Annotated in this window: 25 protein-coding genes; 7 read left to right on the forward strand and 18 right to left on the reverse strand. The window is 73.1% G+C overall.

Features of this window, described 5'->3' with window-relative positions; all coding sequences use genetic code 11:
• Positions 1 to 37: 37 nt before the first annotated feature.
• On the forward strand, positions 38 to 1,864 hold the full coding sequence (locus J2S41_RS24405) for an AMP-dependent synthetase/ligase (protein WP_310370836.1): 1,827 nt from the start codon (positions 38 to 40) through the stop codon (positions 1,862 to 1,864).
• Between the two features lie 752 nt (positions 1,865 to 2,616).
• On the opposite strand, the gene J2S41_RS24410 is transcribed toward J2S41_RS24405, so the two are convergent.
• Both J2S41_RS24410 and yczE read right to left on the reverse strand, forming a co-directional pair.
• Complete coding sequence (locus J2S41_RS24410; protein WP_310370838.1) at positions 2,617 to 3,039, reverse strand: hypothetical protein; 423 nt, start codon at positions 3,037 to 3,039, stop codon at positions 2,617 to 2,619.
• A 144-nt stretch (positions 3,040 to 3,183) separates the two neighbouring features.
• The gene (gene yczE, locus J2S41_RS24415; RefSeq protein WP_310370840.1) at positions 3,184 to 3,843 is read right to left on the reverse strand and encodes a membrane protein YczE; all 660 of its coding nucleotides are present in this window, start codon (positions 3,841 to 3,843) and stop codon (positions 3,184 to 3,186) included.
• Between the two features lie 60 nt (positions 3,844 to 3,903).
• Here yczE and yczR point away from each other — a divergent pair, with 60 nt between their 5' ends.
• The gene (yczR, locus tag J2S41_RS24420; RefSeq protein ID WP_310370842.1) at positions 3,904 to 5,361 is read left to right on the forward strand and encodes a MocR-like transcription factor YczR; all 1,458 of its coding nucleotides are present in this window, start codon (positions 3,904 to 3,906) and stop codon (positions 5,359 to 5,361) included.
• A gap of 180 nt (positions 5,362 to 5,541) precedes the next feature.
• Here the strand turns inward: yczR and J2S41_RS24425 are convergent, their stop codons facing one another.
• The 3 genes from J2S41_RS24425 to J2S41_RS24435 are packed head-to-tail and all read right to left on the reverse strand — an operon-like array spanning position 5,542 to position 8,989.
• A complete protein-coding gene (locus tag J2S41_RS24425) occupies positions 5,542 to 6,285 on the reverse strand; it encodes a succinate dehydrogenase/fumarate reductase iron-sulfur subunit (RefSeq protein WP_310370844.1) in 744 nt (247 codons plus the stop codon).
• Positions 6,285 to 8,225, reverse strand: a complete 1,941-nt coding sequence (locus J2S41_RS24430) for a fumarate reductase/succinate dehydrogenase flavoprotein subunit (RefSeq protein WP_310370845.1) — start codon at positions 8,223 to 8,225, stop codon at positions 6,285 to 6,287. The genes J2S41_RS24425 and J2S41_RS24430 overlap by 1 nt, the downstream gene beginning before the upstream one ends.
• The gene (locus J2S41_RS24435) at positions 8,225 to 8,989 is read right to left on the reverse strand and encodes a succinate dehydrogenase cytochrome b subunit (RefSeq protein ID WP_374728156.1); all 765 of its coding nucleotides are present in this window, start codon (positions 8,987 to 8,989) and stop codon (positions 8,225 to 8,227) included. The genes J2S41_RS24430 and J2S41_RS24435 overlap by 1 nt, the downstream gene beginning before the upstream one ends.
• Before the next feature lie 77 nt (positions 8,990 to 9,066).
• On the opposite strand from J2S41_RS24435, the gene J2S41_RS24440 reads away from it, so the two are divergent.
• On the forward strand, positions 9,067 to 10,017 hold the full coding sequence (locus J2S41_RS24440; RefSeq protein WP_310370850.1) for a LysR family transcriptional regulator: 951 nt from the start codon (positions 9,067 to 9,069) through the stop codon (positions 10,015 to 10,017).
• A gap of 113 nt (positions 10,018 to 10,130) precedes the next feature.
• Here J2S41_RS24440 and hisF read toward each other — a convergent pair whose 3' ends face one another.
• Both hisF and J2S41_RS24450 read right to left on the reverse strand, forming a co-directional pair.
• Positions 10,131 to 10,886, reverse strand: coding sequence for an imidazole glycerol phosphate synthase subunit HisF (gene hisF, locus J2S41_RS24445; RefSeq protein WP_310370852.1), 756 nt, complete (start codon positions 10,884 to 10,886; stop codon positions 10,131 to 10,133).
• Positions 10,883 to 11,761 carry an EamA family transporter gene (locus J2S41_RS24450; protein WP_310370854.1) on the reverse strand — a complete coding sequence of 293 codons (879 nt, stop codon included), beginning with the start codon at positions 11,759 to 11,761 and terminating at the stop codon, positions 10,883 to 10,885. The genes hisF and J2S41_RS24450 overlap by 4 nt, the downstream gene beginning before the upstream one ends.
• Before the next feature lie 72 nt (positions 11,762 to 11,833).
• On the opposite strand from J2S41_RS24450, the gene J2S41_RS24455 reads away from it, so the two are divergent.
• Positions 11,834 to 12,742 carry a LysR family transcriptional regulator gene (locus J2S41_RS24455; RefSeq protein WP_310370856.1) on the forward strand — a complete coding sequence of 303 codons (909 nt, stop codon included), beginning with the start codon at positions 11,834 to 11,836 and terminating at the stop codon, positions 12,740 to 12,742.
• A 2-nt stretch (positions 12,743 to 12,744) separates the two neighbouring features.
• Here J2S41_RS24455 and J2S41_RS24460 read toward each other — a convergent pair whose 3' ends face one another.
• Complete coding sequence (locus tag J2S41_RS24460) at positions 12,745 to 13,575, reverse strand: zinc finger Ran-binding domain-containing protein (protein WP_310370858.1); 831 nt, start codon at positions 13,573 to 13,575, stop codon at positions 12,745 to 12,747.
• A gap of 483 nt (positions 13,576 to 14,058) precedes the next feature.
• Here J2S41_RS24460 and J2S41_RS24465 point away from each other — a divergent pair, with 483 nt between their 5' ends.
• The gene (locus tag J2S41_RS24465; protein ID WP_310370859.1) at positions 14,059 to 15,645 is read left to right on the forward strand and encodes an AbeC-like domain-containing protein; all 1,587 of its coding nucleotides are present in this window, start codon (positions 14,059 to 14,061) and stop codon (positions 15,643 to 15,645) included.
• Positions 15,645 to 15,977 (forward strand): hypothetical protein, encoded by a 333-nt coding sequence (locus J2S41_RS24470; RefSeq protein ID WP_310370860.1) that lies wholly within the window; start codon positions 15,645 to 15,647, stop codon positions 15,975 to 15,977. The genes J2S41_RS24465 and J2S41_RS24470 overlap by 1 nt, the downstream gene beginning before the upstream one ends.
• A gap of 57 nt (positions 15,978 to 16,034) precedes the next feature.
• On the opposite strand, the gene J2S41_RS24475 is transcribed toward J2S41_RS24470, so the two are convergent.
• The 8 genes from J2S41_RS24475 to hisD form a co-directional block, all read right to left on the reverse strand.
• Positions 16,035 to 16,577 carry a hypothetical protein gene (locus J2S41_RS24475; protein ID WP_310370861.1) on the reverse strand — a complete coding sequence of 181 codons (543 nt, stop codon included), beginning with the start codon at positions 16,575 to 16,577 and terminating at the stop codon, positions 16,035 to 16,037.
• 138 nt (positions 16,578 to 16,715) lie between these two features.
• Positions 16,716 to 17,441, reverse strand: coding sequence for a bifunctional 1-(5-phosphoribosyl)-5-((5-phosphoribosylamino)methylideneamino)imidazole-4-carboxamide isomerase/phosphoribosylanthranilate isomerase PriA (gene priA, locus J2S41_RS24480; protein ID WP_310370863.1), 726 nt, complete (start codon positions 17,439 to 17,441; stop codon positions 16,716 to 16,718).
• A gap of 17 nt (positions 17,442 to 17,458) precedes the next feature.
• The gene (locus J2S41_RS24485) at positions 17,459 to 17,788 is read right to left on the reverse strand and encodes a hypothetical protein (protein ID WP_310370865.1); all 330 of its coding nucleotides are present in this window, start codon (positions 17,786 to 17,788) and stop codon (positions 17,459 to 17,461) included.
• The gene (gene hisH / locus J2S41_RS24490) at positions 17,785 to 18,402 is read right to left on the reverse strand and encodes an imidazole glycerol phosphate synthase subunit HisH (RefSeq protein ID WP_310370867.1); all 618 of its coding nucleotides are present in this window, start codon (positions 18,400 to 18,402) and stop codon (positions 17,785 to 17,787) included. The genes J2S41_RS24485 and hisH overlap by 4 nt, the downstream gene beginning before the upstream one ends.
• A 9-nt stretch (positions 18,403 to 18,411) precedes the next feature.
• Positions 18,412 to 18,576 (reverse strand): CG2302 family histidine operon protein, encoded by a 165-nt coding sequence (locus J2S41_RS24495; RefSeq protein ID WP_310370869.1) that lies wholly within the window; start codon positions 18,574 to 18,576, stop codon positions 18,412 to 18,414.
• Positions 18,573 to 19,184 (reverse strand): imidazoleglycerol-phosphate dehydratase HisB, encoded by a 612-nt coding sequence (gene hisB, locus J2S41_RS24500; RefSeq protein ID WP_310370871.1) that lies wholly within the window; start codon positions 19,182 to 19,184, stop codon positions 18,573 to 18,575. Before hisB ends, J2S41_RS24495 begins: the two co-directional genes overlap by 4 nt.
• Positions 19,181 to 20,248 carry a histidinol-phosphate transaminase gene (locus J2S41_RS24505; RefSeq protein WP_310370873.1) on the reverse strand — a complete coding sequence of 356 codons (1,068 nt, stop codon included), beginning with the start codon at positions 20,246 to 20,248 and terminating at the stop codon, positions 19,181 to 19,183. The genes hisB and J2S41_RS24505 overlap by 4 nt, the downstream gene beginning before the upstream one ends.
• On the reverse strand, positions 20,245 to 21,570 hold the full coding sequence (gene hisD / locus J2S41_RS24510) for a histidinol dehydrogenase (RefSeq protein WP_310370875.1): 1,326 nt from the start codon (positions 21,568 to 21,570) through the stop codon (positions 20,245 to 20,247). The genes J2S41_RS24505 and hisD overlap by 4 nt, the downstream gene beginning before the upstream one ends.
• A 168-nt stretch (positions 21,571 to 21,738) precedes the next feature.
• On the opposite strand from hisD, the gene J2S41_RS24515 reads away from it, so the two are divergent.
• Positions 21,739 to 22,440 (forward strand): LON peptidase substrate-binding domain-containing protein, encoded by a 702-nt coding sequence (locus J2S41_RS24515; protein ID WP_310370877.1) that lies wholly within the window; start codon positions 21,739 to 21,741, stop codon positions 22,438 to 22,440.
• Between the two features lie 651 nt (positions 22,441 to 23,091).
• On the opposite strand, the gene J2S41_RS24520 is transcribed toward J2S41_RS24515, so the two are convergent.
• Positions 23,092 to 24,018 carry a DUF2567 domain-containing protein gene (locus tag J2S41_RS24520; RefSeq protein WP_310370879.1) on the reverse strand — a complete coding sequence of 309 codons (927 nt, stop codon included), beginning with the start codon at positions 24,016 to 24,018 and terminating at the stop codon, positions 23,092 to 23,094.
• A gap of 53 nt (positions 24,019 to 24,071) precedes the next feature.
• On the reverse strand, positions 24,072 to 25,688 hold the full coding sequence (locus J2S41_RS24525) for a MinD/ParA family ATP-binding protein (protein WP_445343933.1): 1,617 nt from the start codon (positions 25,686 to 25,688) through the stop codon (positions 24,072 to 24,074).
• Between the last annotated feature and the right edge of the window lie 91 nt (positions 25,689 to 25,779).

The raw sequence follows: 25,779 nt of genomic DNA on the forward strand, positions 1-25,779 counted from the left end.
CCGGTCACGTAGACATAACCCACCAGAGGCGGCCGAGATGACCCTTGAAGTTCCTTACCGGTCAATTGCGGACATGTTGCTTCAGCGGGTGGCGAAGACGCCCGACCGCCACGCGTTCGCGCATCCGAGCGCGGACGACTCCGGCCCGGTCTGGCTGAACTGGTCACAGGTGGGTGAGCGGGCGTCCGCGATCGCGGCCGGCCTGCGCGCGCTCGGCATCGACCACGAGGACCGGGTGGCGATCCTGTCCACCACGCGGCTGGAGTGGATCCTCGCCGACCTCGGCGTGATGCTGGCCGGCGGTGCCACCACCACGGTCTACCCGACCACCGAGCCCGGCGACGCCACGTTCATCATCGGCGACTCCGGCTCCACCGTGCTCATCGCGGAGAACCAGGTGCAGGCCGGCAAGCTGGCCGGCGCGGACCTCCCCGCGCTCACCCACGTGGTCCTGATCGACGGCCGGGCCGACCCGCACGCGGCGATCCCGCAGCTCACGCTCGCCGATCTGGAGGCGAAGGGCCGCGCCGAGCTGGCCGCCGACCCGTCGCTGATCGAGCGCGTGGTGGCCCGCATCGAGCCGGAGCACGTGGCCACGCTGATCTACACGTCCGGCACCACCGGCCGGCCCAAGGGCGTGGAGCTGCTGCACCGCGGCTGGACCTGGGAGGGTGTGGCGCAGGCGCAGCTCGGCCTGCTGCTCGAGTCCGACCTGCAGTACCTGTGGCTGCCGCTGTCCCACTCGTTCGGCAAGTCGCTGATCTGCGGCATCGTCCACGTCGGCGTGCCCACCTACGTCGACGGCCGGGTGGACAAGCTGATCGACATGCTCGCGGTGATCCGCCCGACGCTGATGTGCTCCGCGCCGCGCGTCTACGAGAAGGTCTACAACCGCGCGGTCACCAACGGCACCGGCGCCGGCGGCCTCAAGGCGAAGATCTTCACCTGGGCCGTCGCGGTCGGCAAGGAGAAGGTGGCGCACGAGCAGACGAACATGCCGGTCCCCGCGGTGCTGCGCGCCAAGTACGCGATCGCGGAGAAGCTGGTCTTCAGCAAGCTCCAGGCCCGGCTCGGCGGCCGCATGCGCGCGCTGGTCTCCGGCTCCGCCGCACTCAGCCCGCAGATCGCCGAGTTCTTCGCCGCCGCGAACCTGCCCATCCTGGAGGGCTACGGCCTGACCGAGTCCAGCGCCGCCAACTTCGTCAACCGCCCGGAGAAGGTCAAGATCGGCTCCGTCGGCAAGCCGCTCGGCGACCTGGAGTGCCGCATCGACGCCGACGGCGAGGTGCTGCTGCGCGGCGCCCCCGTCATGCGCGGCTACCACAACCTCCCCGAGGAGACCGCCGCCGCGTTCACCGAGGACGGCTTCTTCCGCACCGGCGACATCGGCGAGCTGGACGCCGACGGCTTCCTGAAGATCACCGACCGCAAGAAGGACCTGGTCAAGACCTCCGGCGGCAAGTACGTGGCCCCGTCCCACATCGAGGGCCGGTTCAAGGCGATCTGCCCGTACACCTCCCAGGTCGTGGTGGTCGGCCAGTCCCGCAACTTCTGCACCATGCTGATCGCACTCGACCCCGACGCGCTGGCCTCCTGGGCCGCCGGCACCCCGCACGCGGGCAAGTCCTACGCCGACCTGGTCGCCACGCCCGAGGTCAAGGCCATGGTCGACGACTACGTCCGGCAGCTCAACGAGGGCCTCAACCGCTGGGAAACCATCAAGAAGTACACGATCCTCCACCGCGACCTGACCATCGAGGACGGCGAGATGACCCCGTCCCTGAAGATCAAGCGCCGCGTCGTCGAGGCCAACTTCTCCGACGAGATCGAATCCATGTACGAGGGCTCCCTCGCCCACCTCTGACGGGTCCCCCGTCACCCCGGACGTGCTGCGGCCCGCGCTCCCCCGCGGGCCGCGCACCTTACCTCCCCGGCCGGCCAGGCTCGCCGGCCCGGGATCACCAATGGCTCACGAACCCACTGACGTGCACACGCCGCGGGCCACAAGACTCCGGGATCGGTCCCGCATAGCCGATATTTCGGACATCGCCCGTGCTTGGGAGCGGGGAGGCCGGACGCCAGGACCCGCGGCCGGATGCCCGACATCGGGTCCCGCAGCCGGATGTCGAGGGGAGGCGGGATTCCGGCGGCCTGGTGAGCGACGCGAGCCCGGCTCCGCCGCGACCGGATGCCACGGCGACGCGGTTCACGCGGGGGGCTGGTGAGAACGATGCGGGACCGGCTCCGAGGTGACGCCGACGCGGTTCACGCGGGGGGCTGGTGAGAACGATGCGGGACCGGCTCCGAGGTGACGCCGACGCGGCCGGATGCCACGGCGACGCGATTCACGCGGGGGTCAGGTGAGTGGTGCGGGACCGGCTGCGATGCGGCGTCGGAGCGGCGGCGGAGCCGCCGCGAGGTTTGCCCGCGGGAGCATGCGGGCCGCACCACGCCGGAAGCGGGAAAGCCGGGGTCCCGGGGTTGCCCTCGGAACCGACCCGGCGCCCGCGGAAACACGCGGACCCCGACATGCCGGAAGCGGGAAAGCCGGGGTGCCGGGGAACCGACCCGGCGCCCACTGGAACATGCGGACCGGCGACCACGCCGGGAGTGGGGTCAGCGGCCGCGCGAGGAGAATTCGCGGACCGCGATGGCGTAGTCGCGGGCTTCCAGGGTCCAGGCGTCGATGGCGCCGGGGGTGCTGTTGCGGTTGAGCTGGGCCTGGAGGGTGTCGACGGCGGCGGAGAGACCACTGAAGGGCCGCGTCCGCCAGAGGTGTTCGCCGGCGGGGGCCACCTGGAAGAGGTCGTCCTCGATCAGGATGAGGCCGGCACCGGAGAGGCGTTGCAGGGCGGTCTCGACCTCGGCGCGCTGGGGGAGGCTGCGGTGCAGGAAGTCGGCGGCGGAGAGCACGTCGGCGAGCGTGGCGCCGGCGGCGGGCAGGCCGATGGCCGAGGCACGGTCACGTTCGGTGCGGTCGGCGATGACGACCGCGACGAAGATCCATGCGTCGGTCCAACTCCAGCCAACGTCCCCCATGACGACATGATGCCCTGATCACCCGAGACTCGTGAAGAAAGTGTGACTCGGCGATCATCGACCTGACGCGTCCTCGACGAACCGGTGAAGCATCCTCGACTGCCTGACCACTCAAGCAGCCCAGGATGCATCGAAGCGATTCGATCATTCCGAAATGATCACTGTCGCGCGAGGCGTGTCGCGAACCGTCAGGCGCGGCAGGAACCACTGGGTCAGCGGGCCGATCGCCAGCGCGTAGGCGATGGTGCCGAGCCCGACCGCGCCGCCGAGCAGCCAGCCGAGCGCCAGCACGGTGAGTTCCACCACGGTCCGGACCAGCCGGATCGAGCGGTGCGGATGGCGCGCCACGTAGCCGGTCATCAGGCCGTCGCGCGGTCCGGCGCCGAGCCGCGCGCCGATGTAGAGCCCGGTGGCGAACGCGTTCAGCACGATGCCGCCGGCCAGGAACGCGGTGCGCGCCGCGAGCGGGCCGGGCGCGGGCAGCAGCACCAGCGCCACGTCCACCACCACGCCGATCACCAGCACGTTGCTGATCGTGCCGATGCCGGGGCGCTGGCGGAGCGGGATCCACAGCAGCAGCACCAGCACGCCGACCAGGATCACCACGGTGCCGACGGAGAGGCCGGTGCGCAGTGAGAGGCCCTGGTGGAAGACGTCCCACGGGTCCAGGCCGAGCCGGGACTCGATCATCAAGGCCATGCTCACGCCGTACGCGACCAGCCCCGCCTGAAGCTGGACGAAGCGGCGCGCGAAGCGGTCCCGGTGCGCGAGTGGCGTGCCGAGTGGGTTGCTCACGATGTTCATGAGTGCCACTCTTGTGGCCAATACCGCGCGATCAAAGGGCCAATTCCGGGAAGGTGGATCATGTCGGTGGTCATCCGGGGAAGCCAATTGGCACGGATGCTCGGTCGGTGGCATCCGCTGCCCGGCACGCGGCGCAGCCCGGAGTACGCGGCGCTGGCCCAGGCCGTGCGTGGCCTGCTCTCCGACGGGCGGCTCGCGCTCGGCGTGCGGCTGCCCGCGGAACGGGAGCTGGCCGAGGCGCTCTCGATCAGCCGGACCACGGTCACGGCGGCCTACCGGGAGCTGCGCGAGACCGGCCACCTGGCCAGCCGCCGCGGCGCCGGCAGCTGGACCACGCTGCCGTCCGGCCACCGGGTCGGCACGTCCGGCCTGTGGACGCCGAGCGACGCGCTCGGCATGATGGATCTCGGCTGCGCCGCGCTGCCCCCTCCCCCGCAGCTGGTCCCGGCCGCCCGTGCCGCCGCGGACCAGCTCGCGTGCTACCTGGGCGACGCCGGCTACCACCCGACCGGCATCATCGAGCTGCGCGAGGCGATCGCGGAGCGGTTCCGCGCCCGCGGCCTGCCCACCAGCCCGGAACAGATCATGATCACCAGCGGTACGCAGCAGGCGCTCGACCTGGTGCTCCGGCACCACGTGGCGGTCGGCGCGGGCGTGCTGGTGGAGTCGCCGACGTACCCGAACGCACTGGCCGCGCTCGCCGCCCGCCGCGCCCGGATCGGCACGCACGGCCTCGACCCGGCCGCCGGCTGGGACGCGGAGCTGCTGTTCAGCACGCTCAAGCAGACCCGGCCGAGGCTCGCCTACGTGATCCCCGAGTTCCAGAATCCGACCGGCCGCCTGATGCCCGCGGAGCTGCGCGAGCGCCTCGCGGCCGTGGCGCACTCCACCGGCACGGACGTGGTGGCGGACGAGTCGTTCGTGGAGCTGGCGCTGGACGGCACGCCGATGCCGCCGCCGGTCGCCGCGTTCGACCGGCACTCCCGGGTGCTCACCATCGGCGGCATGAGCAAGCCGTACTGGGGCGGCCTGCGGATCGGCTGGGTACGCGCCTCCGCACCGGTCGTGCAGCGCCTCGCCGCGGCCCGGGTCGGCGTGGACATGGGCAGCCCCGTCATCGACCAGCTCGTGGCCGTGCAGCTGCTGCGGCAGAGCGATGAGATCGTCGGCGACCGCCGCCGCCAGCTCGCCGCGCAGCGGGACGCGCTGGTCGCGGCCGTGCGGGCCACGTTCCCGGAGTGGCGGGTGGTGATCCCGTCCGGTGGCGTGTCGCTCTGGGCCGAGCTGGACGGCCCGGTCTCCAGCGCACTCGCCCACGCGGCCGAGGACGTCGGCGTGCGGCTCGCGCCGGGCCCGCGCTTCGGGCTGGACGGCACGCTGGAGCGCTACCTGCGTCTGCCGTTCACGCTCCCGGCCGACGACCTGGCCGAGGCGGTCCGCCGGATCGCGGAGATCCGCTACGACCTGGACCGGATTCGCACCGGTTCGCGCTGGCGCACCCCCGAGGTCATCACCTGACCGGGCGCCGCCGGGACGACGGGGCCGGCGCGCCGCGGGCGGCAACCGCGGAAGGCGCGGTCGCCGCCGGAAGCGGTGGCGCGCCGCCGCAGCACAGGCCGAGGGCGGCGCTCCCCGACCGTACCCCCGGAAGGGTGTGGTCCGTGGAAGCGCCGCCCTCGGCGGCGGTTGGAGCGAGGATCAGCGGCCGGAGACGGCCTTGAGGTAGTCGGCGTTGAGCCGGCCGATCAGGTTGAGCGGGATGCCCTTCGGGCAGACCGTGGTGCATTCGCCGGCGTTGGTGCAGCCGCCGAAGCCCGCCTCGTCCTGCGCCTCGATCATGCTGATCACCCGGGAGGAGCGCTCCGGCTGGCCCTGCGGCAGCAGGCCCAGGTGCGCCACCTTCGCGGCGGTGAACAGCATGGACGAACCGTTCGGGCAGGCGGCGACGCACGCGCCGCAGCCGATGCAGGTGGCGGCCTCGAACGCGGCATCCGCGTCGGCCTTCGGCACCGGGGTGGCGTGGGCGTCCGGCGCGGTGCCGGTCGGCGCCGTGATGTAGCCGCCGGCCTGGATGATCGAGTCGAACGCGCCCCGGTTGACCACCAGGTCCTTGATCACCGGGAACGCCGCGGCCCGCCACGGCTCGATGTCGATCGAGTCGCCGTCCTTGAAGTGCCGCATGTGCAGCTGGCAGGTGGTGGTGGCCCGCTCCGGGCCGTGCGCCACGCCGTTGATCATCATGCCGCACATGCCGCAGATGCCCTCACGGCAGTCGTGGTCGAACGCGATCGGGTCGTCGCCCTCGAGGATCAGGCGCTCGTTGAGGACGTCGAGCATCTCGAGGAAGGAGGCGTCCGGGGAGATGTCGGTGACCTCGTACGTCACCATCCGGCCCTTGTCCTCCGGGCCCTTCTGACGCCAGACGCGCAGCTTGAGATTCATTACTTGTAGCTCCGCTGGGTGGGGTGGACGTACTCGAAGTTGAGGTCTTCCTTGTGCAGCGTGGGCGCCGAGCCGAAGCCGACGTGCTCCCAGGCCGCGACGTACGCGAACTCGTCGTCGTGCCGCAGCGCCTCGCCGTCCTCGGTCTGGCTCTCGGCCCGGAAGTGACCGCCGCAGGACTCGGCCCGGTGCAGCGCGTCGATGCACATCAGCTCGGCCAGCTCGAAGAAGTCGGCAACGCGGCCGGCCTTCTCCAGGTTCTGGTTCAGCTCCTCGCCGCGGCCCGGCACCTTGACCCGGGTCCAGAACTCCTCGCGCAGCGAGCGGATCAGGCCGATCGCCTTGGTCAGGCCCTCCTCGGTGCGCTCCATGCCGCAGTACTCCCACATGATGTGGCCGAGCTCGCGGTGGAAGGAGTCGACGGTCCGGTCACCGTTGATGGAGAGGAACTTCTGGATGCGCTGCTCCACGGAGCTGCGCGCCTCGACCACGGCCGGATGATCCACACCGATCTTCGGGTACGGACCGGCCGCCAGGTAGTTGCCCAGCGTGTTCGGCAGCACGAAGTACCCGTCCGCCAGCCCTTGCATCAGCGCGGACGCGCCGAGCCGGTTCGCGCCGTGGTCGGAGAAGTTCGCCTCGCCGATCACGAACAGGCCGGGGATGTTGGACTGCAGGTCGTAGTCGACCCAGAGCCCGCCCATCGTGTAGTGCACCGCGGGGTAGATGCGCATCGGCGTGACGTACGGGTCCTCGCCGGTGATCCGCGAGTACATCTCGAACAGGTTGCCGTACTTGGCCTCGACCGCGGCCCGGCCGAGCCGCGCGATCGCGTCCGCGAAGTCCAGGTAGACGCCGAGCCCGCCGGGGCCGACGCCGCGCCCCTCGTCGCAGACGTTCTTGGCCGCCCGGGACGCGATGTCCCGCGGCACCAGGTTGCCGAACGACGGGTAGATGCGCTCCAGGTAGTAGTCGCGCTCATCCTCGGGGATGTCCGCCGCGTCGCGGTGGTCGCCCGCCTTCTTCGGCACCCACACGCGGCCGTCGTTGCGCAGCGACTCCGACATCAGCGTGAGCTTGCTCTGGTGCGAGCCGGACTCCGGGATGCAGGTCGGGTGGATCTGCGTGTAGCACGGGTTCGCGAAGTACGCGCCCTTGCGGTGCGCACGCCAGGTGGCGGTGACGTTGCAGCCCTTGGCGTTGGTGGAGAGGAAGAAGACGTTGCCGTAGCCGCCGGAGGCCAGCACGACCGCGTCCGCCAGCTCGGTGCTGATCTCGCCGGTGACCATGTCGCGGACCACGATGCCGCGCGCCTTGCCGTCCACGATGATCAGCTCGAGCATCTCGTGCCGCTCGTGCATCTCCACGTTGCCGGCCGCGATCTGCCGCTCCAGCGCCTGGTACGCGCCGAGCAGCAGCTGCTGACCGGTTTGGCCCCGGGCGTAGAACGTGCGGGACACCTGGGTGCCGCCGAACGAACGGTTGTCCAGCAGGCCGCCGTACTCGCGGGCGAACGGCACGCCCTGCGCCACGCACTGGTCGATGATGTTCACGCTGACCTGGGCCAGCCGGTACACGTTGGACTCGCGGGCGCGGAAGTCGCCGCCCTTGACCGTGTCGTAGAACAGGCGGTAGATCGAGTCACCGTCGTTGCGGTAGTTCTTCGCCGCGTTGATGCCGCCCTGCGCCGCGATCGAGTGCGCGCGCCGCGGGCTGTCCTGGTAGCAGTAGGACTTCACGTGGTAGCCGGCCTCGCCCAGCGTGGCCGCGGCGGAACCACCGGCCAGGCCGGTGCCGACCACGATCACGGTCAGCTTGCGGCGGTTGGCCGGGTTGACCAGCTTCGCGGAGAACTGGCGGCGCTCCCAGCGGGTCTCCACCGGGCCGTCCGGCGCGGCGGTGTCGGCGATCGGCTCGCCCTCGGTCCAGAAGTTCGTCATCAGCCCACCAGCCCGGTCATCACGGCGAAGGGTACGGAGAGGAAGCCCGCGGTCAGCACGACCGAGACGGCCAGCGCGACCGCCCGCGCGATGCGCTGTCCCCGGGCGGACTGCTGGCCCAGCGTGCGGACGGCGCTCCAGATGCCGTGCCGCAGGTGGAAGCCGACCGCCACGACCGAGACCACGTAGAACAGGGTCACGTACCACCGCTCCGGCGCGAAGTCGGCGACCACGTTGTTGTAGACCTCGCCGTGCGCGAAGTCCGGGTGCACCGTGCCGGTGGTCAGGTCCAGGATGTGATAGATCACGAAGAGCAGGATGATCACGCCGCCCCAGCGCATGGTCCGGGCCGCGTAGCTGCCCTGCACCTTGGGCCGGTGCGCATACTTCACCGGGCGCGCCTTCCGGGCCCGGACGGCCAGGATGGTCGCGGACACGATGTGCGCGATCACGGCGACCGTCAGGCCGATCCGCACCATCCACAGACCCCACTGGTGGGGCAGGACCGGCGCGCCGAGCTCGCGCAGCCAGTGCGCGTAGTGATCGAAGTCCGCCTGACCGACGAAGATCTTCAGGTTGCCGATCATGTGCGCGAAGAGGTACAGCACCAGGACGGCCCCGCTGACCGCCATGATCATCTTGAGCGCCACAGTGGAGCGGGCGCGCGAGCGCCCGGCTGCCGGCTTGCGGGCGCCTGCGGGACGCCCGGGACCGGCCTTCTGCCCCGTTGCCTTCTTGGCCGGGGCTGAGGTATCTACCGCCACAAACTTGACCGTAGGAATGGCGTCGGAATTCGTCCAATGCATGGGAACGATGGACTCGATAGACATAGGCTATCTGAGTGCAGCTACAGCAGCTCCGATACTTCGTCGCAGTGGCAGAACTGCGACATTTCACCCATGCGGCTGATCAGTTGGGCGTGTCACAGCCGACGCTCAGTAAGCAGATTCACACGCTCGAGACCGCGCTCGGCGCCCCGCTGTTCGACCGCCACCCCGGCAACGTCCGGCTGACCACCGTCGGCGAGACGCTGCTGCCGCTCGCCCGCCGCATCGTGACCGACGCGGACGCCGCCCGCCACGCGGTCCAGGAGATCGTCGGCCTGCGGCGCGGGCGGGTCCGGCTGGGCGCCACCCCGAGCCTGTGCACGTCACTGGTCCCCGGCGTGCTCCGCACCTTCCGCGAGCACCACCCGGACGTAGAGTTACACGTGCACGAGGGCGGCTCCCAGGACCTGGTCGTCGACCTGATCGCGCACGCGCTCGACCTGGCCCTGATCGTGCTGCCCGACCAGGGCAGCGACCCCGCGCTGCACACCGAGCGCATCCTGCGCGAGTCACTGGTCGTCGCCTCCGTCGCCGCCGGCCCGCCACCCACCACGTCCGACCGGCTCGCGCTCGGCGAACTGCGGGACACCCCGCTCGTCATGTTCCGGGTCGGCTACGACCTGCGCACCGCCACCATCGAGGCGTGCCGGCGGGCCGGCTTCACCCCGCGCTACGCGGTCGAGGGCGGCGAGATGGACGCGGTGCTCGCGTTCGTGGAGGCCGGGCTGGGCGTGGCCCTGGTCCCCGGCATGGTCCTCGCCAACCGCCCGCTGCTGCGCGCCACCCCGCTCGCCGCCCCGGGCGTGCACCGGACGATCGCACTCGCCCGCCGCCGCGAGTCGGTACTCCCCCACGCGGCCACCGCGCTGCGCGAGACCCTGCTCGACTTCATCGCCGCCGGCCCCCTCCCGGCCGGCGTCCACGTCATCCAGACGCCTCCGGCGCCCTCTCCCGCGCCGATCTAGGGCGGATTCCGGCGCTCTGATCTCCAATCACGCGACTTAGCCCTAGATCGGCGGGAGGCAGACGCGGCGCGAGCGAGAGCGCGGCGCGAGGGAGGGGCGGGGTGGGGGGTGGGTCAGCGGACGGGGTTGCCGGCGGCGCGGAGTGCGGTTTTGACCTGGGGGATGGTGAGTTCGCCGAAGTGGAAGACGCTGGCGGCCAGCACCGCGTCCGCGCCGGCCTCGACCGCGGGTGGGAAGTGGGCGACCGCGCCCGCGCCGCCGCTGGCGATGACCGGGATGTCCACCACCTCGCGTACCCGCCGGATGAGTTCCAGGTCGAAGCCGGCCTTCGTGCCGTCGGCGTCCATCGAGTTGAGCAGGATCTCGCCGGCGCCCAGTTCGGCCACCCGGCGCGCCCACTCGACCGCGTCCAGCCCGGTGCCGCGCCGGCCGCCGTGCGTGGTCACCTCGAAGCCGCCGGACGGGGTGCGGCGCACGTCGAGCGAGAGCACCAGCACCTGGTTGCCGAACCGGTGCGCGATCTCGGAGATCAGCTCGGGGCGGGCGATCGCGGCGGTGTTCACCCCGACCTTGTCCGCGCCGGCCCGCAGCAGCGTGTCCACGTTCTCCACGGAGCGGACGCCGCCGCCGACGGTGAGCGGGATGAAGACCGATTCGGCGGTACGGCGGACCACGTCCAGCATCGTGCCGCGGTCGTCCGAGCTGGCGGTCACGTCCAGGAACGTCAGCTCGTCCGCGCCGGCCGCGTCGTAGGCGGCGGCCAACTCGACCGGGTCGCCGGCGTCCCGCAGGTCCGCGAAGTTGACGCCCTTGACCACCCGGCCGGCGTCCACGTCGAGGCAGGGGATCACGCGTACCGCCACAGTCATGCCGCCGAGCCTATCGGTTGCCGCCGTCGCACCAGGAACGGCAGCAGCACGCCCCCGATCACCAGCGTGCCGCCGGCCACGTCCGCCGCGTGGATCGGCTCGCCGAGCAGCAGCGCGGCCGAGCCCATGCCGAAGAACGGCACCAGCATGGAGAACGGCGCGACCGTGGAGGCGCCGTACCGCTTGATCAAGGAGCCCCACGCGCCGAACCCGCCCAGCGTGGCGGCGAACGCGATGAACAGCACCGCGAGGATCGCCGGTACGGTCGCGGTGCGCAGCGCCGCCAGGTCCGCGGCCGGGCCCTCGACGATCAGCGACAGCGCGAACAGCGGCACCGCCCCGAACGCGCTGACCCACACCATGAACCGCAGGGCGTCCGGCGGCGACGCCTTCCGGGTCGCCACGTTCGACAGCCCCCAGGCCACGGCCGCGCCGATGACCAGCGCGAACGCGGCCGGCGGCCGGTCCGGTCCGAGGCGCGCCGCCACCACCGCGAGCCCACCGGCCGCGATGAGCAGACCCAGCAGTTGTACGCGGCGCGGGCGCTCGCCCAGCAGCAGCACCGCGAACAGCGTGGTGAACAGCGCCTGGCTCTGCAGCACCAGCGAGGACAGCCCGGCCGGCATGCCCGCCTCGATGCCGAAGAACAGCAGCGAGAACTTGGCGACCGCGAGCGCCAGCGCCACCGCGATCACCCACCGCCACGGCACCCGCGGACGGCCGACGAGGAACAGCGCGGGTACGGCCGCCAGCCCGAACCGCAGCGCGGAGAAGAGCAGCGGCGGGAAGTGGTCCAGCCCGACCGCGATCACGACGAAGTTGACGCCCCAGACCGCGGCCACGGCCACCGCCAGCGCGATGTCACGAGGTCTCATGCCGGTGATCCTCCGGCGCCCCGGCGTGTAGCAACAGCGAAAAGCGCTACCCCCACGATGTACCGTCGCTACATGATCGATCTCGGCCGGCTCCGCGCGCTGCACGCCGTGGCCAGCTACGGAAGTGTGCTGGCCGCCAGTTCCGCGCTGCATTGCACGCCGTCCGCGGTCTCGCAGCAGATCGGGAAGCTGGAGCGCGAGACCGGCACCACACTCGTGGAGCGGGACGGCCGCGGCGTCCGGCTCACCGAGGCCGGTCACGTGCTGGCCCGGCACGCGGAGTCCGTGCTGTCCGCGGTCGACGAGGCCGAGGCCGCGCTGGCCGCGCACCGGGACACCGTCACCGGCCGGCTGACCGTGGCCTCGTTCGCCACCGCGGCCCGCGCGCTGCTGCCGCACGCGCTGCACCGCCTCGCGGCCGGCCATCCCGGGCTCGCCACCGGCATCGTCGAGGGCAACCCGCACGAGGGCCTGGACAACCTCCAGCGCGGGCACGTGGATCTGTGCGTGCTGGACGACTGGCCCGAGGTCGCGCTGCGCTACCCGCCCGGCATCGCGCACCTGGAGCTGGGCCGCGACGTCGCCGACCTGATCGTGCCGAGCGGGCATCGGCTGGCCGGGCGGTCCCGGGTGCGGCTGTCCGCCACCCGCGACGAGCGCTGGATCAGCGCGCCGGTCGGCGCGATCTGCCACGAGTGGCTGGTCCGGGTGCTCCCCGGCGTCGCGCCCGACTTCCTGGTCGGCGAGTTCGAGACGCAGCTCACGCTGGTCGCGGCCGGCCTCGGCATCGCGCTGGTTCCACGGCTGGCCCGGTCCGCGCTGCCGGCCGGCGTGAGCGTGGTGACGGTCGCGCCGCCGCCGACCCGGCGCGTGGTGCTGGCCTGGCGGGAGGCGTCCGCGGCCCGGCCCGCGATCGGCGCCGCGATCGAGGCGCTGCGCGAGGCCTGGGCCGGGTACGAGGCCCGGGCCGCGGCGGCCTGAGCTCAGGCGCAGGGGGCGGAGACCGCGCCGGGGGCGGTGCCCATGATCAGCGGGTCGGCGGTCAGCAGGAAGTCAAGGCGCCAGTCCGTGCAGGTCTCGGCGGGACGCTCGGGCGGGCCGTACCCGGGGGCCTGGCTGCTGGTGAACGACACCGTGGCCACGTCGCCGTCCACCGCGAGCAGCCACACGTCGGAGTCCTGCGTGGTGGCGGTGTCCGCGTTGAACGCCGCGACCTGCGTGGCGTCGCCCGGGTCCACCACGCCACCGGGCGCGAAGACCCGGGTGGCGACCGTCGGATCGTGCGCGTTGATGCCGGTGAAGTACGTGTCGAACAGCGCGGCGATCTCGGCCGCGCGGTGGTCGGCGGCGGCCTCGGGCGCGATCGACACGAGCCCGGCCCGCGTCGGCGGCGGCTGGTACGCCGTGCCGGCCTCGGTCACCGGCGACGGCTCGACCCAGGTCAGCCCCTCGTCCGGTACCCCGGCGTCCGGCACGCCGGGCGCGTCCTCCCGCACCGTCGCCTCCGGAGCGGCCAGGGACGCGGCACCGGCCTCGGACCCGGACTCGGACCCCGGGGCGGTCGTCCCGGCCGCGGACTCGGGCCCGGTGTCGAGGATCAGGTAGCCCGCGGCGAGTAGCACGGCCAGCACCACCGCCGCGATGCCGGCCAACCGCCACCGGTCGGACGGCTCCGGTGCCCGCCTGCGGTGCGTGCCGGGCAGGGACGTCATCGCGACGACCGCGGCCTCGGGTGCCGCGCCGTCGCAGACCAGGCAGCGCGGCGCGGACGCGTCATTCGCCGTACCGCATTCCGGGCATCGCCATTCGATCATAAGGGCCTCCGGGGCACGCATTTCACCGACTATTCGCCATCGCAGTGAATAGCGCGTGAGCGTCGGCGGGCAATGACCGGCCGCGCGATTCACCTCACCCGGGGCCGAATAGGCCCGGACCGGCGAACCCGGTGCGGACGACCGTCGGCCGGAGGTGCCGGACGCCGCTCCACTCAGGCCGAAGGAATGACCCGGCGATACGAAAAGCCCATGTCACACCGGCTCGCGCCGCCGTACCGTCCGAAGTCATCAGTTCATCGTCGGCACTGGTGGGAGCGTATGTACGTCGAGGAAGCCGCCACCGTCACGGCCCCGGTACCGGCCGCGCGGTTCCATCACGGAGAGCCGGGCACGGCACTGCGCCCCGGGCCGCCGTCCGCCATCACCCGGTGCCTTAGTGGCGCGGTCTACACCGTTCCCGGATTCGCGGACCGGGTGATCACGGAATTGCTCAGGCATCGCCATCGCGCTATTTCCCCGGCCGTGGACTACGACGTGGAACCGGTGCTCCGGCACGCTTTCCGGGCGCGCCGGCTATGGCTGACGCAGCACGCCGCGGTCTGCGCGATCCTGCTGCTGGCGTCGATCCCGGCGCCCGGGCCCACGGCCGGCGTGGTCGTCTTCGGCCTGCTGCTGACCGGCGCCGCGCGGTGGATCGGCGGCCGGCGCCCGAAGGCCTGGCAGCTCGTGCTGGCCGCGCTGGTCGCGCTGCCGCTGCTCTACGGGCTCGCCGCGGCGATGCTCACCCAGTCGGACGGGTTCGGCCAGCCGGACGGGTTCGGCCAGCCGGACGGGTTCGGCCAGCCGGACGAGTTCGGCGAATACGGCACCGCCCCGGTCGAGCCGGTCCCGGCCGAGGGGAGCACCTGGTCGCCGTACCTGCTGATGCTTTTGATCGGTGTCGCCGTCCTGGCCGTGACCGTCGCGGTGCGGAGCACCATGCTGCGCGCGCTCACCGTCGAGCTGCGTCCCGGCCAGGCCGGCCGTGGCGCGATCGTGCCCAGCCCGCGGGTCGAGGAGCAGATCGCGCGGCTGTCGCTGGCCCAGCGCGGCAACATCCTGCTGCACTCCGGCGACAACCCGTTCCTCGGCTCCGGCGGCGTGCTGCGCGCCTGGTCGATGGCGATGGAGCTGAAGCCGGACGAGGGCGGCGACCGGCCGGTCTCGGTCGACCCGGTGGAGCTGAACCGGTACGTGAAACGCCGGCTCGCCGCGTTGCGCGGTGCCGACCTGCGCGAGGCGGAACGGATGTCCGGGCTGACGCTGCGCGACCAGATCGTGTCCGCGGGCGTCGGCGGGCAGGGCTGGCCGCTGGTGGACGTGGCCGCGCTGGTGCCGTACTCGCACGCGACGCCGCAGGCGATGGAGTCGGTGATCCGGCACCCGCAGGCCAGCGTGCGGCACTTCCTGCGGGCCACGGTCGGCGCGAACGTGACGCCGGTGCACTCCCCGGACGGCCGGATGCTGATCCCGGGCGAGCACCACAGCATCGCGGTCTCCACGTTCACCCACCTCGCGGTGGAGGGCGGCATGCTCTACGTGGAGACGGTCTCCACCGTGCTCGGCCCGCTGGGCCCGCGGTACCGCCGGATCGACGGCTACCCGGACGGCACCGGCGTGGCCGGGCGGGCGCTGCTGGAGAGCTGCCGGGACTTCGGCGAGAGCGTCGCGCTGGCGCCGGTACGGCTGGTCGGCTGCCTGCGCCGGATGGCCGGGCTGGCCCGCGCGATGCGCCGCGCGGAGACCGGCGTGATCGAGGATCTCGGCGACTTCGGCGCGCGGTTCGACCTGCGGCAGGCCACGTCCGCGGCCCGGCCGGTCACCTACCTCCAGCGGCTGGACGCGGAGAAGTACACGAAGCTGATCGAGCGCCGGATCAGCGAGGCGGTGATCGGCTACCTGCGCGACGCCGGGATCGACACGTCCGAGTACGAGCGGCGGATGAACGTCTACAACAACAGCGGGGTGTTCATCAACGGCGACAACTACGGCGCCGCGGCCGCGGGCCCGGACGCCGAGGCCGTGCGCGGGGACGACGCCGGCCGCGCGGCGAAGGGGAAGGACGACTGATGGGCGGCGTCTTCATCGGCGGCGACAACCACGGCGCGGCCGCGGCCGGGGCTCACTCGCGGGCGGTCGTCGGCGCCCGGCCGGACCCGCTGGCGCCGGTGCTGGCCGCGGTGCGCCGGATGGAGGCCGCGCTCGACGCGGTGCCGGAGGCGCTGGCCGACCCGGACGCGGCGCTGCGCGACGTGAACGCGATCGCGGCCGCCACCCAGCAGGATCCGCCGGACACCGCGGCCGTGCTGGCCGGGGCGCGGCGGCTGCTCGACCGGGTCACGGCCGCGGGCGTGTTCACCAGCGCGGCGCGGCGGCTGCGCGAGGCGCTGCGGACGGTCTGACACATGCCGCGGCCCCGGGGGAGCGGCGCTCGCCCGGGGCCGTGCTGGAGCGTGCGGTTACTTCAGCCAGGGTGCCTTGGCGACCAGCGGCAGCTTCGCCCAGGTGGCGGCGAGGCTGTAGCGGAGGCCGGCGCCGGTGGCCGCGATGCCGCCGATGACCAGCGCGTAGATGAGGTGGTCGTCGAGGAACGGGTTGGTCGCGATGGGCAGGCTGGCGGCCCACATCAGGACCATCATCAGCGCGGCCGAGACCGCCGCGACGCGCATCCCGATGCCGAGGGTCAGCGCGACGCCGATGCCGGCCAGGCCGGCCATGAACACCCAGTCGAGCAGGACGTTGCCGGACATCGCGTTGAAGACGCCGGCGAACGGGCCCTCGACCCCGGCCAGGAAGCCCTTGGTGGGCTGGCCACCGTTCAGCCACGCCTTCTCGCTGGGCGTCGCCAGGCCCAGCCCGATCAGCTTGTCGACGAACGCCCAGAGGAAGATGAAGCCGAGCCCGACCCGGGTGACGGCCCAGGTGATCTCGCCGAACGCGTGCGTCGAGGCGGCCTTCGTGGTCGCGGCGGTCCTGACGGTCCCGGTGTGTGCAACGGTCACCACTGTGATCCCCTCCCGGATCAGCTGACGACCGGCGGTGTCGGGCCCTGTCGTCCCGTCCTCTGTCGTCACATCAATATTCGCTGCTGGGAGGGGGTGCGCAGCAGGGCCGATGGTCCTGGGCCCGGGGGTCCCGAGTCAGCTTCCGGCCAGGACCTCCAGCGCCTGCGCGACCGTGAACGCGCCCGCGTAGAGCGCCTTGCCGGCGATCACGCCCTCCACGCCGGCGGACTCCAGCGTGGCCAGCGCGCGCAGGTCGTCGAGCGTGGACACGCCGCCGCTGGCGATCACCGGCGCGGGCGTGGCGGCGCAGACCTCGCGCAGCAGGTCCAGGTTCGGCCCGCGCATGGTGCCGTCCTTGGTGATGTCGGTGACCACGTAGCGCGCGGCGCCGGCCTTGTCCAGCCGGGCCAGCACCTCGTACAGGTCGCCGCCGTCCCGGGTCCAGCCGCGCGCGGACAGCGTACGGCCGCGCACGTCCAGGCCGATCGCGACGCGGTCGCCGTACTCCGCGGCGACCCGGTCGCACCAGTCCGGGTTCTCCAGCGCGGCGGTGCCGATGTTGACCCGGGCCGCGCCGGTGCCGAGCGCGCGCTCCAGCGACTCGTCGTCGCGGATGCCGCCGGACAGCTCCACCCGCACGTCCAGCCGCCCGACCACCTCGGCCAGCAGCTCCGCGTTCGAGCCGCGGCCGAACGCGGCGTCCAGGTCGACCAGGTGAATCCAGGTGGCGCCGTCCCGCTGCCAGGCCAGCGCCGCCTCCAGCGGGTCGCCGTAGGCGGTCTCGCTGCCGGCCGCGCCCTGCACCAGGCGGACGGCCTGACCGTCGGCGACGTCGACGGCGGGAAGCAGTTCGAGGGTCACGGATTCTCCTTGATCGGTTATGAGTTGCGTCGGCCCAGGGCGATGACCACCAGGGCGGGTAGGGCGAGAATCAGCACCAGCACGATGATCAGGCGCATCACCAGGTCGTCGACCAGGTAGAAGACCACCATCACGGCCAGCAGGCTGAGGATCACGATCGCGGCGCGCTGCGCGGCGGTACGCCGCGGCTGGAGCCGCCCGGTGCGCCGGTCCGGCAGCTTCGGCACCAGCCGGTCCGTGATGTCCTTGCGTCGCTGGCGGCGGGACGCCACGGCCGCGCGGGCCGCCCGCTTCCGCTCCGCCTCCAGCAGCCGGGCGGCCCGCCGGATGGCCCGGTCCTTGCTCACAGCCCCGAGACCCAGTTCCGGAGCAGGCGCGCGCCGGTGTCCCCGGACTTCTCCGGGTGGAACTGCGCGACGGCGAGCGGGCCGTGCTCGACCACGGCGGCGAACGGCTCGTCGTGCGCGGCCGTGGTGACCACCGCGTCGCGCAGCGCGTCCAGCCCGGAGGCGCCGTAGGAGTGCACGAAGTAGAACCGCGCGCCGGACGGCATGCCCTCCATCAGGCGGCTCTCCGCGGGCGCGGTCACCGTGTTCCACCCCATGTGCGGGATGCGGCCGGCGCGCAGCCGGGTCACGCCGCCCGGGAGCAGGCCGAGGCCCTTGGTGACGGTGCCGTGCTCGTCGCCGTACTCGAAGAAGATCTGCATGCCCACGCAGATGCCGAGTACCGGGCGGCCGGCCGCGACCCGCTCCGCGATCATCGGGCCGGCGTCGATCGCCTCCACGCCGGCCATGCACGCGGCGAACGCGCCCACGCCCGGCACGACCAGGCCGTCCGCGTCCGCGGCCGCGGCCAGGTCCGGCGTGACCGTCACGTCCGCGCCGGCGCGCTCCAGCGCGCGCTCGGCCGAGCGCAGGTTGCCGGAGCCGTAGTCCAGGATCACCACACGCGTCGTCATGAAACTCCCCTACTCGGGAATCAGCCAGAGGATGCCACCGGCCGCGGCCAGCGCGGCGAGCAGCCCGGTGACCGCTATCGAGATCGGCGAGGCCTTCTGCCGGTACAGCGACAGCGCGCCACCGGCAAGAATGCCCGCCAGGCCCAACAGCAGCAACGGTACGAGTGCGGTCACAGCGTTCCCTTGGTGGAGGGGATCGCACCCGCGTTGCGCGGGTCGATCTCCACCGCCTCGCGCAGCGCCCGGGACACGGCCTTGAACTGCGCCTCCACCACGTGGTGCGCGTCCGGGTGGCCGCCCTCACGCGCGCCGCGCAGCACCGACACGTGCAGCGTCATCCGCGCGGTCTGCGCGAACGACTCCCAGATGTGCCGCGTCATGCTGGTCGGGTAGACCGGCCCGATGTACGGCGTGAGCAGCGGCTCGTCGTGCACCATGTACGGCCGGCCGGACAGGTCCAGCGCGGCCCGGACCAGCACCTCGTCCATCGGGATGGTCGCCGACCCGTACCGCCGGATGCCCGCCTTGTCGCCGAGCGCCTCCGCGAACGCGGTGCCCAGCGCCAGCGCGGTGTCCTCCATCGTGTGGTGCGCGTCGATCTCCAGGTCGCCCTCCGTGTGCACGGTCAGGTCGAACCCGCCGTGCTTGGCGATCTGGTTCAGCATGTGGTCGAAGAAGCCCACGCCGGTGGCGATGTCGCCCTTGCCGGTCCCGTCCAGGTCCAGCTCGATGCGTACCTTCGTCTCGTTCGTGGTCCGCTCGATCCGCGCCCGTCGGCTCATCGGTCCAGTTCCTCCATCGCACTCAGGAAAGCGTCGGTCTCTTCGGGGGTGCCGGCGGTGACGCGCAGCCAGCCGGCCAGCCCGACGTCCCGCACCAGCACGCCGCGGTCGAGCAGCGCCCGCCAGGTCGCCTTCTGGTCCGCGCCGGCCTCGAAGAGGACGAAGTTGGCGTCGCTGTCCGCGACCGCGCGGCCGCCGGCGCGCAGCGCCGACACGATCCGGTCCCGCTGCTCCTTGATCGCCTCGACCGTGCCGAGCAGTGCCGCCCGGTGCGACAGCGCGGCGCGCGCCGCGGCCTGGGTCAGCGCGGACAGGTGGTACGGCAGCCGGACCAGCTGCACCGCGTCCACCACGGCCGGGTGCGCGGCCAGGTAGCCGAGCCGACCGCCGGCGAACCCGAACGCCTTGCTCATCGTGCGCGTGACCACCAGCCGCGGGTGACCGGGCAGCACCTCCAGCGCGCTGGGCGTGCCGGGGCGGGCGAACTCCGCGTACGCCTCGTCGACGACCACCATGCCGGGCGCCGCGTCCAGCACCGCCGTGATCACGGCCGGGTCCAGCGCGGTGCCGGTCGGGTTGTTCGGCGAACAGAGGAAGACCAGGTCCGGCGCGTGCTCCCGGATCTGCTCCACCGCGTGCTCGGCGGACAGCCCGAAGTCTGCGGCCCGGTAACCGTCCACCCAGCGGGTGCCGGTACCGACCGCCAGCAGCGGGTGCATCGAGTACGCCGGGGTGAAGCCCAGCGCGGTCCGGCCCGGGCCCGCGAAGACCTGGAGCAGCTGCTGCTGGATCTCGTTGGACCCGTTCGCCGCCCACACGTGCGCGATGGTCAGGCCGTGCCCGAGGTAGTCGGCGAGCGCGGAGCGCAGCGCGGTCGCGTCCCGGTCCGGGTAGCGGTTGAGGTCGCGCAGCTCGGCCTGGAGCGCCTTGGCGATCGCCTCGACCACCTCGTCCGGCACCGGGTACGAGTTCTCGTTCGTGTTCAGCCGGACCGGCACGTCCAGCTGGGGTGCGCCGTACGGGCTCAGGCCGCGCAGGTCGTCGCGGATCGGCAGGTCGATCATGCCAGTCCCCCCGGGAACCGCGCGGTCACGGCCTCGCCGTGCGCCGGCAGGTCCTCGACCGTGGCCAGCGCCACCACGTGCGCCGCGACCTCGCGCAGCGCGGGCTCGTCGTACTCCACGATGTGCACGTTCTTCAGGAACGACTGCACGGACAGGCCGGACTGGTGCCGCGCGCAGCCGCCGGTCGGCAGCACGTGGTTGGAGCCGGCGCAGTAGTCGCCGAGCGACACCGGCGCGTACGGCCCGACGAAGATCGCGCCGGCGTTGCGCACCCGCATCGCCCAGTCGCGCGCGTCCCGCGTCTGGATCTCCAGGTGCTCCGCCGCGTACGCGTCGACCACCCGCAGGCCCTGCTCCAGATCCCGCACCAGCACGACGCCGGACTGCTCGCCGGTCAGCGCCGTGGTGATCCGCTCGGTGTGCTTGGTGGCCGCGACCATCCGGGTCAGCTCCGCCTCGACCGCCCCGGCCAGCGCCTCGGACGGCGTGACCAGCACGCTCGCCGCCAGCGGGTCGTGCTCGGCCTGGCTGATCAGGTCGGCCGCGACGTGCACCGGGTCGGCCGTGTCGTCGGCCAGGATCGCGATCTCGGTCGGGCCGGCCTCCGCGTCGATGCCGACCACGCCGCGCAGCAGTCGCTTCGCCGCGGTCACCCAGATGTTGCCGGGGCCGGTGATGATGTCCACCGGCGCGCAGCCGTCGCCGTCGAACGCGCCGGTCGAGCCGTAGCCGAGCATCGCGATCGCCTGGGCGCCGCCGGCCGCGTAGACCTCGTCCACGCCGAGCAGCGCGCACGCGGCCAGCACCCGGGCGTCCGGCAGGCCGCCGTTCTCCTTCTGCGGCGGGCTCGCCACCACCAGCGCGTCCACGCCCGCGGTCTGGGCCGGCACCACGTTCATCACCACGGTCGACGGGTACATCGCCAGGCCGCCCGGCACGTACAGCCCGACGCGGGAGACCGGCAGCCAGCGCTCGGTGACCGTGCCGCCCGGCGCGACCCGCGTGGTCACGTCCTGCCGCCGCTGGTCCGCGTGCACCCGCCGGGTGCGGGCGATCGCCTCCTCCAGCGCGGCGCGCACGTCCGGCTCCAGCGCGGACAGCGACGCCGCGATCGCCTCCGCGGGCACGCGCAGCGACTCCAGGCGGACGCCGTCGAAGCGCTCGGTCGCGTCCCGGATCGCCGTGAACCCATGCTCGCGCACCGCCTCCACGATCGGGCGGATGGTCTCGGTCGCGACCGAGACGTCGAGCTGGGCACGGGGCAGCAGGCCACGCGGCACGGCGGCGTCCGCCGCACTCCGCAGGTCGATCCGGTTCAACACCCTTGGGAGTCTATTCGGCCCGCTCGCGGCCGAACCGGGGCCGTCCGGCTGCCGGGACGATAACGCTGCGGAACGCCCCGCGGGTGGGCCACGATGACTCTCATGAGTAGCCACGATCGGGACGGCCGCGGGGGTCACGGGCCGGGACGGTTCCGCTACGCTCGTGGCGTGGTGACGCGGTTGCCGGTGTTCCCGCTGGGGACGGTGCTCTTCCCCGGCCTGGTCATGCCGCTGCACATCTTCGAGGAGCGATACCGCGAGCTGGTCCGCGACCTGGTCGCCCGCCCCGAGGAGACGCCGCGCGAGTTCGGCGTGGTCGCGATCCGCAGCGGCTGGGAGGTGCTGCCCGCCGGCCCGTCCGGCCCCGACTCCGCCGCCGCCCGCGTCACGCTCCACGAGATCGGCTGCACCGCCGAGGTGCGCCAGGTCACCGAGCTGCCCGACGGGCAGTACGACCTGCTCACCGTGGGCCGCCGCCGCTTCCGGATCACCGAGGTCATGCCGGACCCCGCGCCGTACCTGGTCGCCCAGGTCGAATGGCTCCCCGAGCCCGCCGGCGCCGAGGACGTGGCCGACCTGCTCGCCCCCCGCGTGCTCGCCACGTTCCGCGAGTACCTGCGCCTGATGCGCCCCGACACCCCCGACATCCCCGAGCAGCTCCCCGACGATCCCACCACGCTCTCCCACCTGGTCGCCGCCACCGGCGCGTTCACCGTCGAGGACCGCCAGTCGCTCCTCGCCGCCACCGACACCGCCGCCCGCCTCCGCGCCGAACTCAAGCTCCTCACCCGCGAGGCCACGCTCTTCCGCACCGTCCGCGCCGTCCCCGTCCCCCTCTCCGAATACGCCACCCCCTCCAGCGAGAACTGACCCGCCCCCACTTCCGGCGTGGACCGGTTCCGCACACTCGGCGGGCACCGCGCGACTCCGAATCCCGATCTTCCCGCTTCCGGCGTGGCCGAGTTCCGCATGCTCCCGCGGGCCAACCTCGCCGCGGGCTCCGACTCCGCTGGCGCTCCGCTCCGCCCGCGGCATCGGAGCCGGTCCCGGCCCGGCCGGGAAAGAGCACGCGGCGACGATCGCCGAGCGGATCGCGCAGCGCGCGTGACGTCCCAGCGCCCGGTGAGCCGGATCCGAATCCGAATCCGGGTGCGCGTCGAGCCCGAGACCGGGAGTCGCGGGCGCTCCGCGCCCGAAATTTCGGCATATCGCGGGTGGTGTTGATCGTCCACTCTGACTATGTGAGGCACAGGCACGTAATTCCTCGCGAATAAGGTGCCTGAGGCTCACAAAGTGGGGTGATCGATCGTATTCACTGGAAAGATCAGGGTGCCACCGCGCGGATCAACGGCATCGCCGCCTCGAGCCCGAACGCCTCGTCCCGCTCCCGCGGGTTGTCCCACGGCGAAACCGGCAGGGAGGCCGGCCACGGCCGAGCGGTGCCCGCGGGAGCATGCGGACCGCGACCACGCCGGAAGCGGGAATATCCGATTTTTCGATTTTCTGGCTTCCGCGGGATGCCTACCCGCCCGGCCGATCCCTCTCCCCCGGCTCCTCCGGCCGCGGCAACGGCGGAACCGGCTCGGCGGCGGCAACGGCTCGATCCGAAACGGCGCCGGGAGCGGGCACGCCGGAACCGGATGCGGCAGCGGAAGCGCGAGGACTGGATGCGGCCGTGCCAGGAGCGGGAATGCCGGGCCCGGGGTCGACAGGGCTGGATGCGGACGCCGCGGGCTCGGCAGCGGGCGAGCCAGGGCCGGACGCGGCAGCGCCGGCGACGGACTCCGCGACATCAGCGGCGGGAGCCGCGACGCCGGGAGTGGGGAAGGCCGGGGACGGCTCGGGTTCCGGGCGGAGGGAGGGCCAGCGGGACCAGCCGGCGAGGAGCGTGTACGTGGCGGCGGCCGCCAGCGGCGCCGCGAGCAGGTCGCCGCGGATGCCGGGGAGGAAGCCGAGGAAGAGGTGCACGTCGCCGGCGCGGAGTTCGGCGGGCTTGGTGAAGTGTTCGCCGATGGCGGCGGTGGTCTTGAGGCGCTCGTATTCGCCGAGGCCGACCTTGCCGCCGGCCCAGGAGGCGAGCAGTGCGGCGCCGATGGTGCCGAGCGTGACCGCGGCCAGCGCGATCGCGCCCCGGTAGCGGCCCAGCGCGAACCAGGCGGCCACGGTGATCAGGATGCCGAAGGCGATGCCGAGGAACGTGAACCAGGCGTCCGCGGCCACGAACTGCTCCGGCTGCGCGGACGTGAGCAGCGGGCCGTTCTCGCCCTGCACCACCGGTACGTCCGGCGCGAGCACGGCCCAGAGCAGGCCGAGCGGGAGGCCGAGCGCGGTGATCAGCAGCGCGGCGCCGATGGACCAGGCGATCTCCCGGCCGAGCGGGGGCGGCGGCGTCCCGGCGGGCTCGGGCGGAACGCTGCTGAGGGCCGGCTGCGGGCTGGGCGTGCTCACGCCTCGATCCTCTCAGGCCCGGCGCGTGCGTGGCGCCGGGGTCCGGTGAGCGGTCAGCGGGCGAACGGCTCCAGCATCATCGAGGTGGCGCGCAGCCAGGCGTTCCGCGTCTCCGGCTGGAGCTGGTGGTACTCGATGGACGCGCCGGTCTCCAGGGCCGGGTCGTAGGGCACGATCGCGACCGCGCGGGTACGCGTCTTGAAGTGCTTCACCAGGTCGTCCAGCAGCGGGGACTTGCCGGGCGTGGGGCAGGAGATGAGCGTCACCGCGTTCGACACCAGGTCGCTCATGCCGACGTCGTCGAGCAGGTCGAGCATCCAGTCGGCGGTGAATGCGGCGTCCTCGCGCGGGACCGTGGTGACCACGAGTTGGTCGGCGGCCTGGAGCACGGTCTGCCAGTTGACCGACTCGACGTTGTTGCCGGTGTCCACGCAGATCACGTCGTGGGTACGGCGCAGCAGCTCCAGCACGCGGCGGACCGTGTGCTGGTCGAGGCGCTGGGCGAAGCGCGGGTTCTCCTCGCCGGCCAGCACGTCGTACGACCCGTCGGAGGCGTGCCGGAGGAAGTCGTCCAGCCGGTCCAGCAGCTCGGCGCCGTGCGTGATCTCGATCTGGGCCAGCTCCGCGATCAGGTGCCGGACCGTGCGCGCGTGCCGGGCGCTGCCGGCGCGCAGGCCGAGCGTGCCGCGCAGCTCGTTGTCGTCCCAGGCCAGCACGCCTTTGCCGCGCACGCTGCCGACCGCGGCGGAGGCGAGCACGGTGGCGGTGGTCTTGTGCACGCCGCCCTTGGGGTTGGCGAACGCCATCACCCGCGGGCCGCCCAGGTCGCGCTTGAGCACGCTGATCGCGCGCTCGGTCTCCGCGTCCAGCGCGGAGCGCGCGGCGGCGTCCGGCGCCGCGTTGCCGAGGAAGCCGACCGACTTCGCCTGGAACCGGCCGGCCTGCGGCTCCACCACGGGCGCGGCGGGCGGCGGCGCGGCGGGAGGAGCCGGCGGCACCGCGGCCGGCGGCGGTGGCGGCGGTACGTACCCGGGCGGGGACAGGATCGAGTACCGCGACGGCTGCGGATAGTCGCGCTCGGGCGCCGCGTAACCCGCGCCGTACCGCTGATCGTCGGCGGGCGGCGGCGGTGGCGGCGGGCTCGGGTAGCGGGCCGGCTGGACCGGCGAGTAGCGCGGGTCCAGCGCCGCGTAGCGGGACTCGAACGGCGCGGCCGGCTCGTCCGGGCCGGGCATGGCCGGCGGCGGCTGCACCGGCGGGCCGGGCATCGCCGGCGGCGGCTGCACGGACGGGCCGCCGTAGCCGGTGCCGGCCGGCGGGTACGGCTGGCGGCGCGCCACGGCCGGGTCGGCGGGCGCCGGACCCGGCGGGCGCATCGGCGGCGGCTGCACCGGCTCCGCCCGCCCGTTGACGGCCGCGCCGTAGGACGGCGACGAGGGGGTGCGCTGCGGGCGGCGCGGGAGCGGGTTGTCCGGCGGCGGCGCGGGCGCCTCGAACGTGGCGCCGCCCGGCGGCTCGGCCTCGAAGTAGCCGCGGCCCTCGGCGTACCCGTACCGGTTACCGCCCTCGGTGTACCCGTTGGCATCGGGATAGCCGTTCGCGGTGGAAGGTCCGTTATGTCCGTTCGGCGGGTAAGCTGAGTCGCCGCGGCCCGCCCGGTCGGCGTTCACCTGGGCATGCTCCCCGGTCCGGCCACCGAGCAGGGCACGGTCAAGAAGCGCGCGCCATCGCGGCGGCGGTTCCTGCGGCCGACCCCAGTCG

Origin of the sequence: Catenuloplanes atrovinosus, from assembly GCF_031458235.1 — a bacterium.
Taxonomy (GTDB): Bacteria; Actinomycetota; Actinomycetes; order Mycobacteriales; family Micromonosporaceae; genus Catenuloplanes; species Catenuloplanes atrovinosus.

Bases quoted from the DNA above. Each gene is read 5' to 3' on its own strand.
- J2S41_RS24430 (WP_310370845.1), bottom strand. From the start codon at position 8,225: ATGACGAACTTCTGGACCGAGGGCGAGCCGATCGCCGACACCGCCGCG.
- J2S41_RS24405 (WP_310370836.1), top strand. From the start codon at position 38: ATGACCCTTGAAGTTCCTTACCGGTCAATTGCGGACATGTTGCTTCAG.
- J2S41_RS24505 (WP_310370873.1), bottom strand. From the start codon at position 20,248: ATGATCGACCTGCCGATCCGCGACGACCTGCGCGGCCTGAGCCCGTAC.
- hisB (WP_310370871.1), bottom strand. From the start codon at position 19,184: ATGAGCCGACGGGCGCGGATCGAGCGGACCACGAACGAGACGAAGGTA.
- hisH (WP_310370867.1), bottom strand. From the start codon at position 18,402: ATGACGACGCGTGTGGTGATCCTGGACTACGGCTCCGGCAACCTGCGC.
- J2S41_RS24470 (WP_310370860.1), top strand. From the start codon at position 15,645: ATGGGCGGCGTCTTCATCGGCGGCGACAACCACGGCGCGGCCGCGGCC.
- yczR (WP_310370842.1), top strand. From the start codon at position 3,904: ATGTCGGTGGTCATCCGGGGAAGCCAATTGGCACGGATGCTCGGTCGG.
- J2S41_RS24410 (WP_310370838.1), bottom strand. From the start codon at position 3,039: ATGGGGGACGTTGGCTGGAGTTGGACCGACGCATGGATCTTCGTCGCG.
- J2S41_RS24425 (WP_310370844.1), bottom strand. From the start codon at position 6,285: ATGAATCTCAAGCTGCGCGTCTGGCGTCAGAAGGGCCCGGAGGACAAG.
- hisF (WP_310370852.1), bottom strand. From the start codon at position 10,886: ATGACTGTGGCGGTACGCGTGATCCCCTGCCTCGACGTGGACGCCGGC.
- J2S41_RS24460 (WP_310370858.1), bottom strand. From the start codon at position 13,575: ATGATCGAATGGCGATGCCCGGAATGCGGTACGGCGAATGACGCGTCC.
- yczE (WP_310370840.1), bottom strand. From the start codon at position 3,843: ATGAACATCGTGAGCAACCCACTCGGCACGCCACTCGCGCACCGGGAC.
- J2S41_RS24455 (WP_310370856.1), top strand. From the start codon at position 11,834: ATGATCGATCTCGGCCGGCTCCGCGCGCTGCACGCCGTGGCCAGCTAC.
- J2S41_RS24450 (WP_310370854.1), bottom strand. From the start codon at position 11,761: ATGAGACCTCGTGACATCGCGCTGGCGGTGGCCGTGGCCGCGGTCTGG.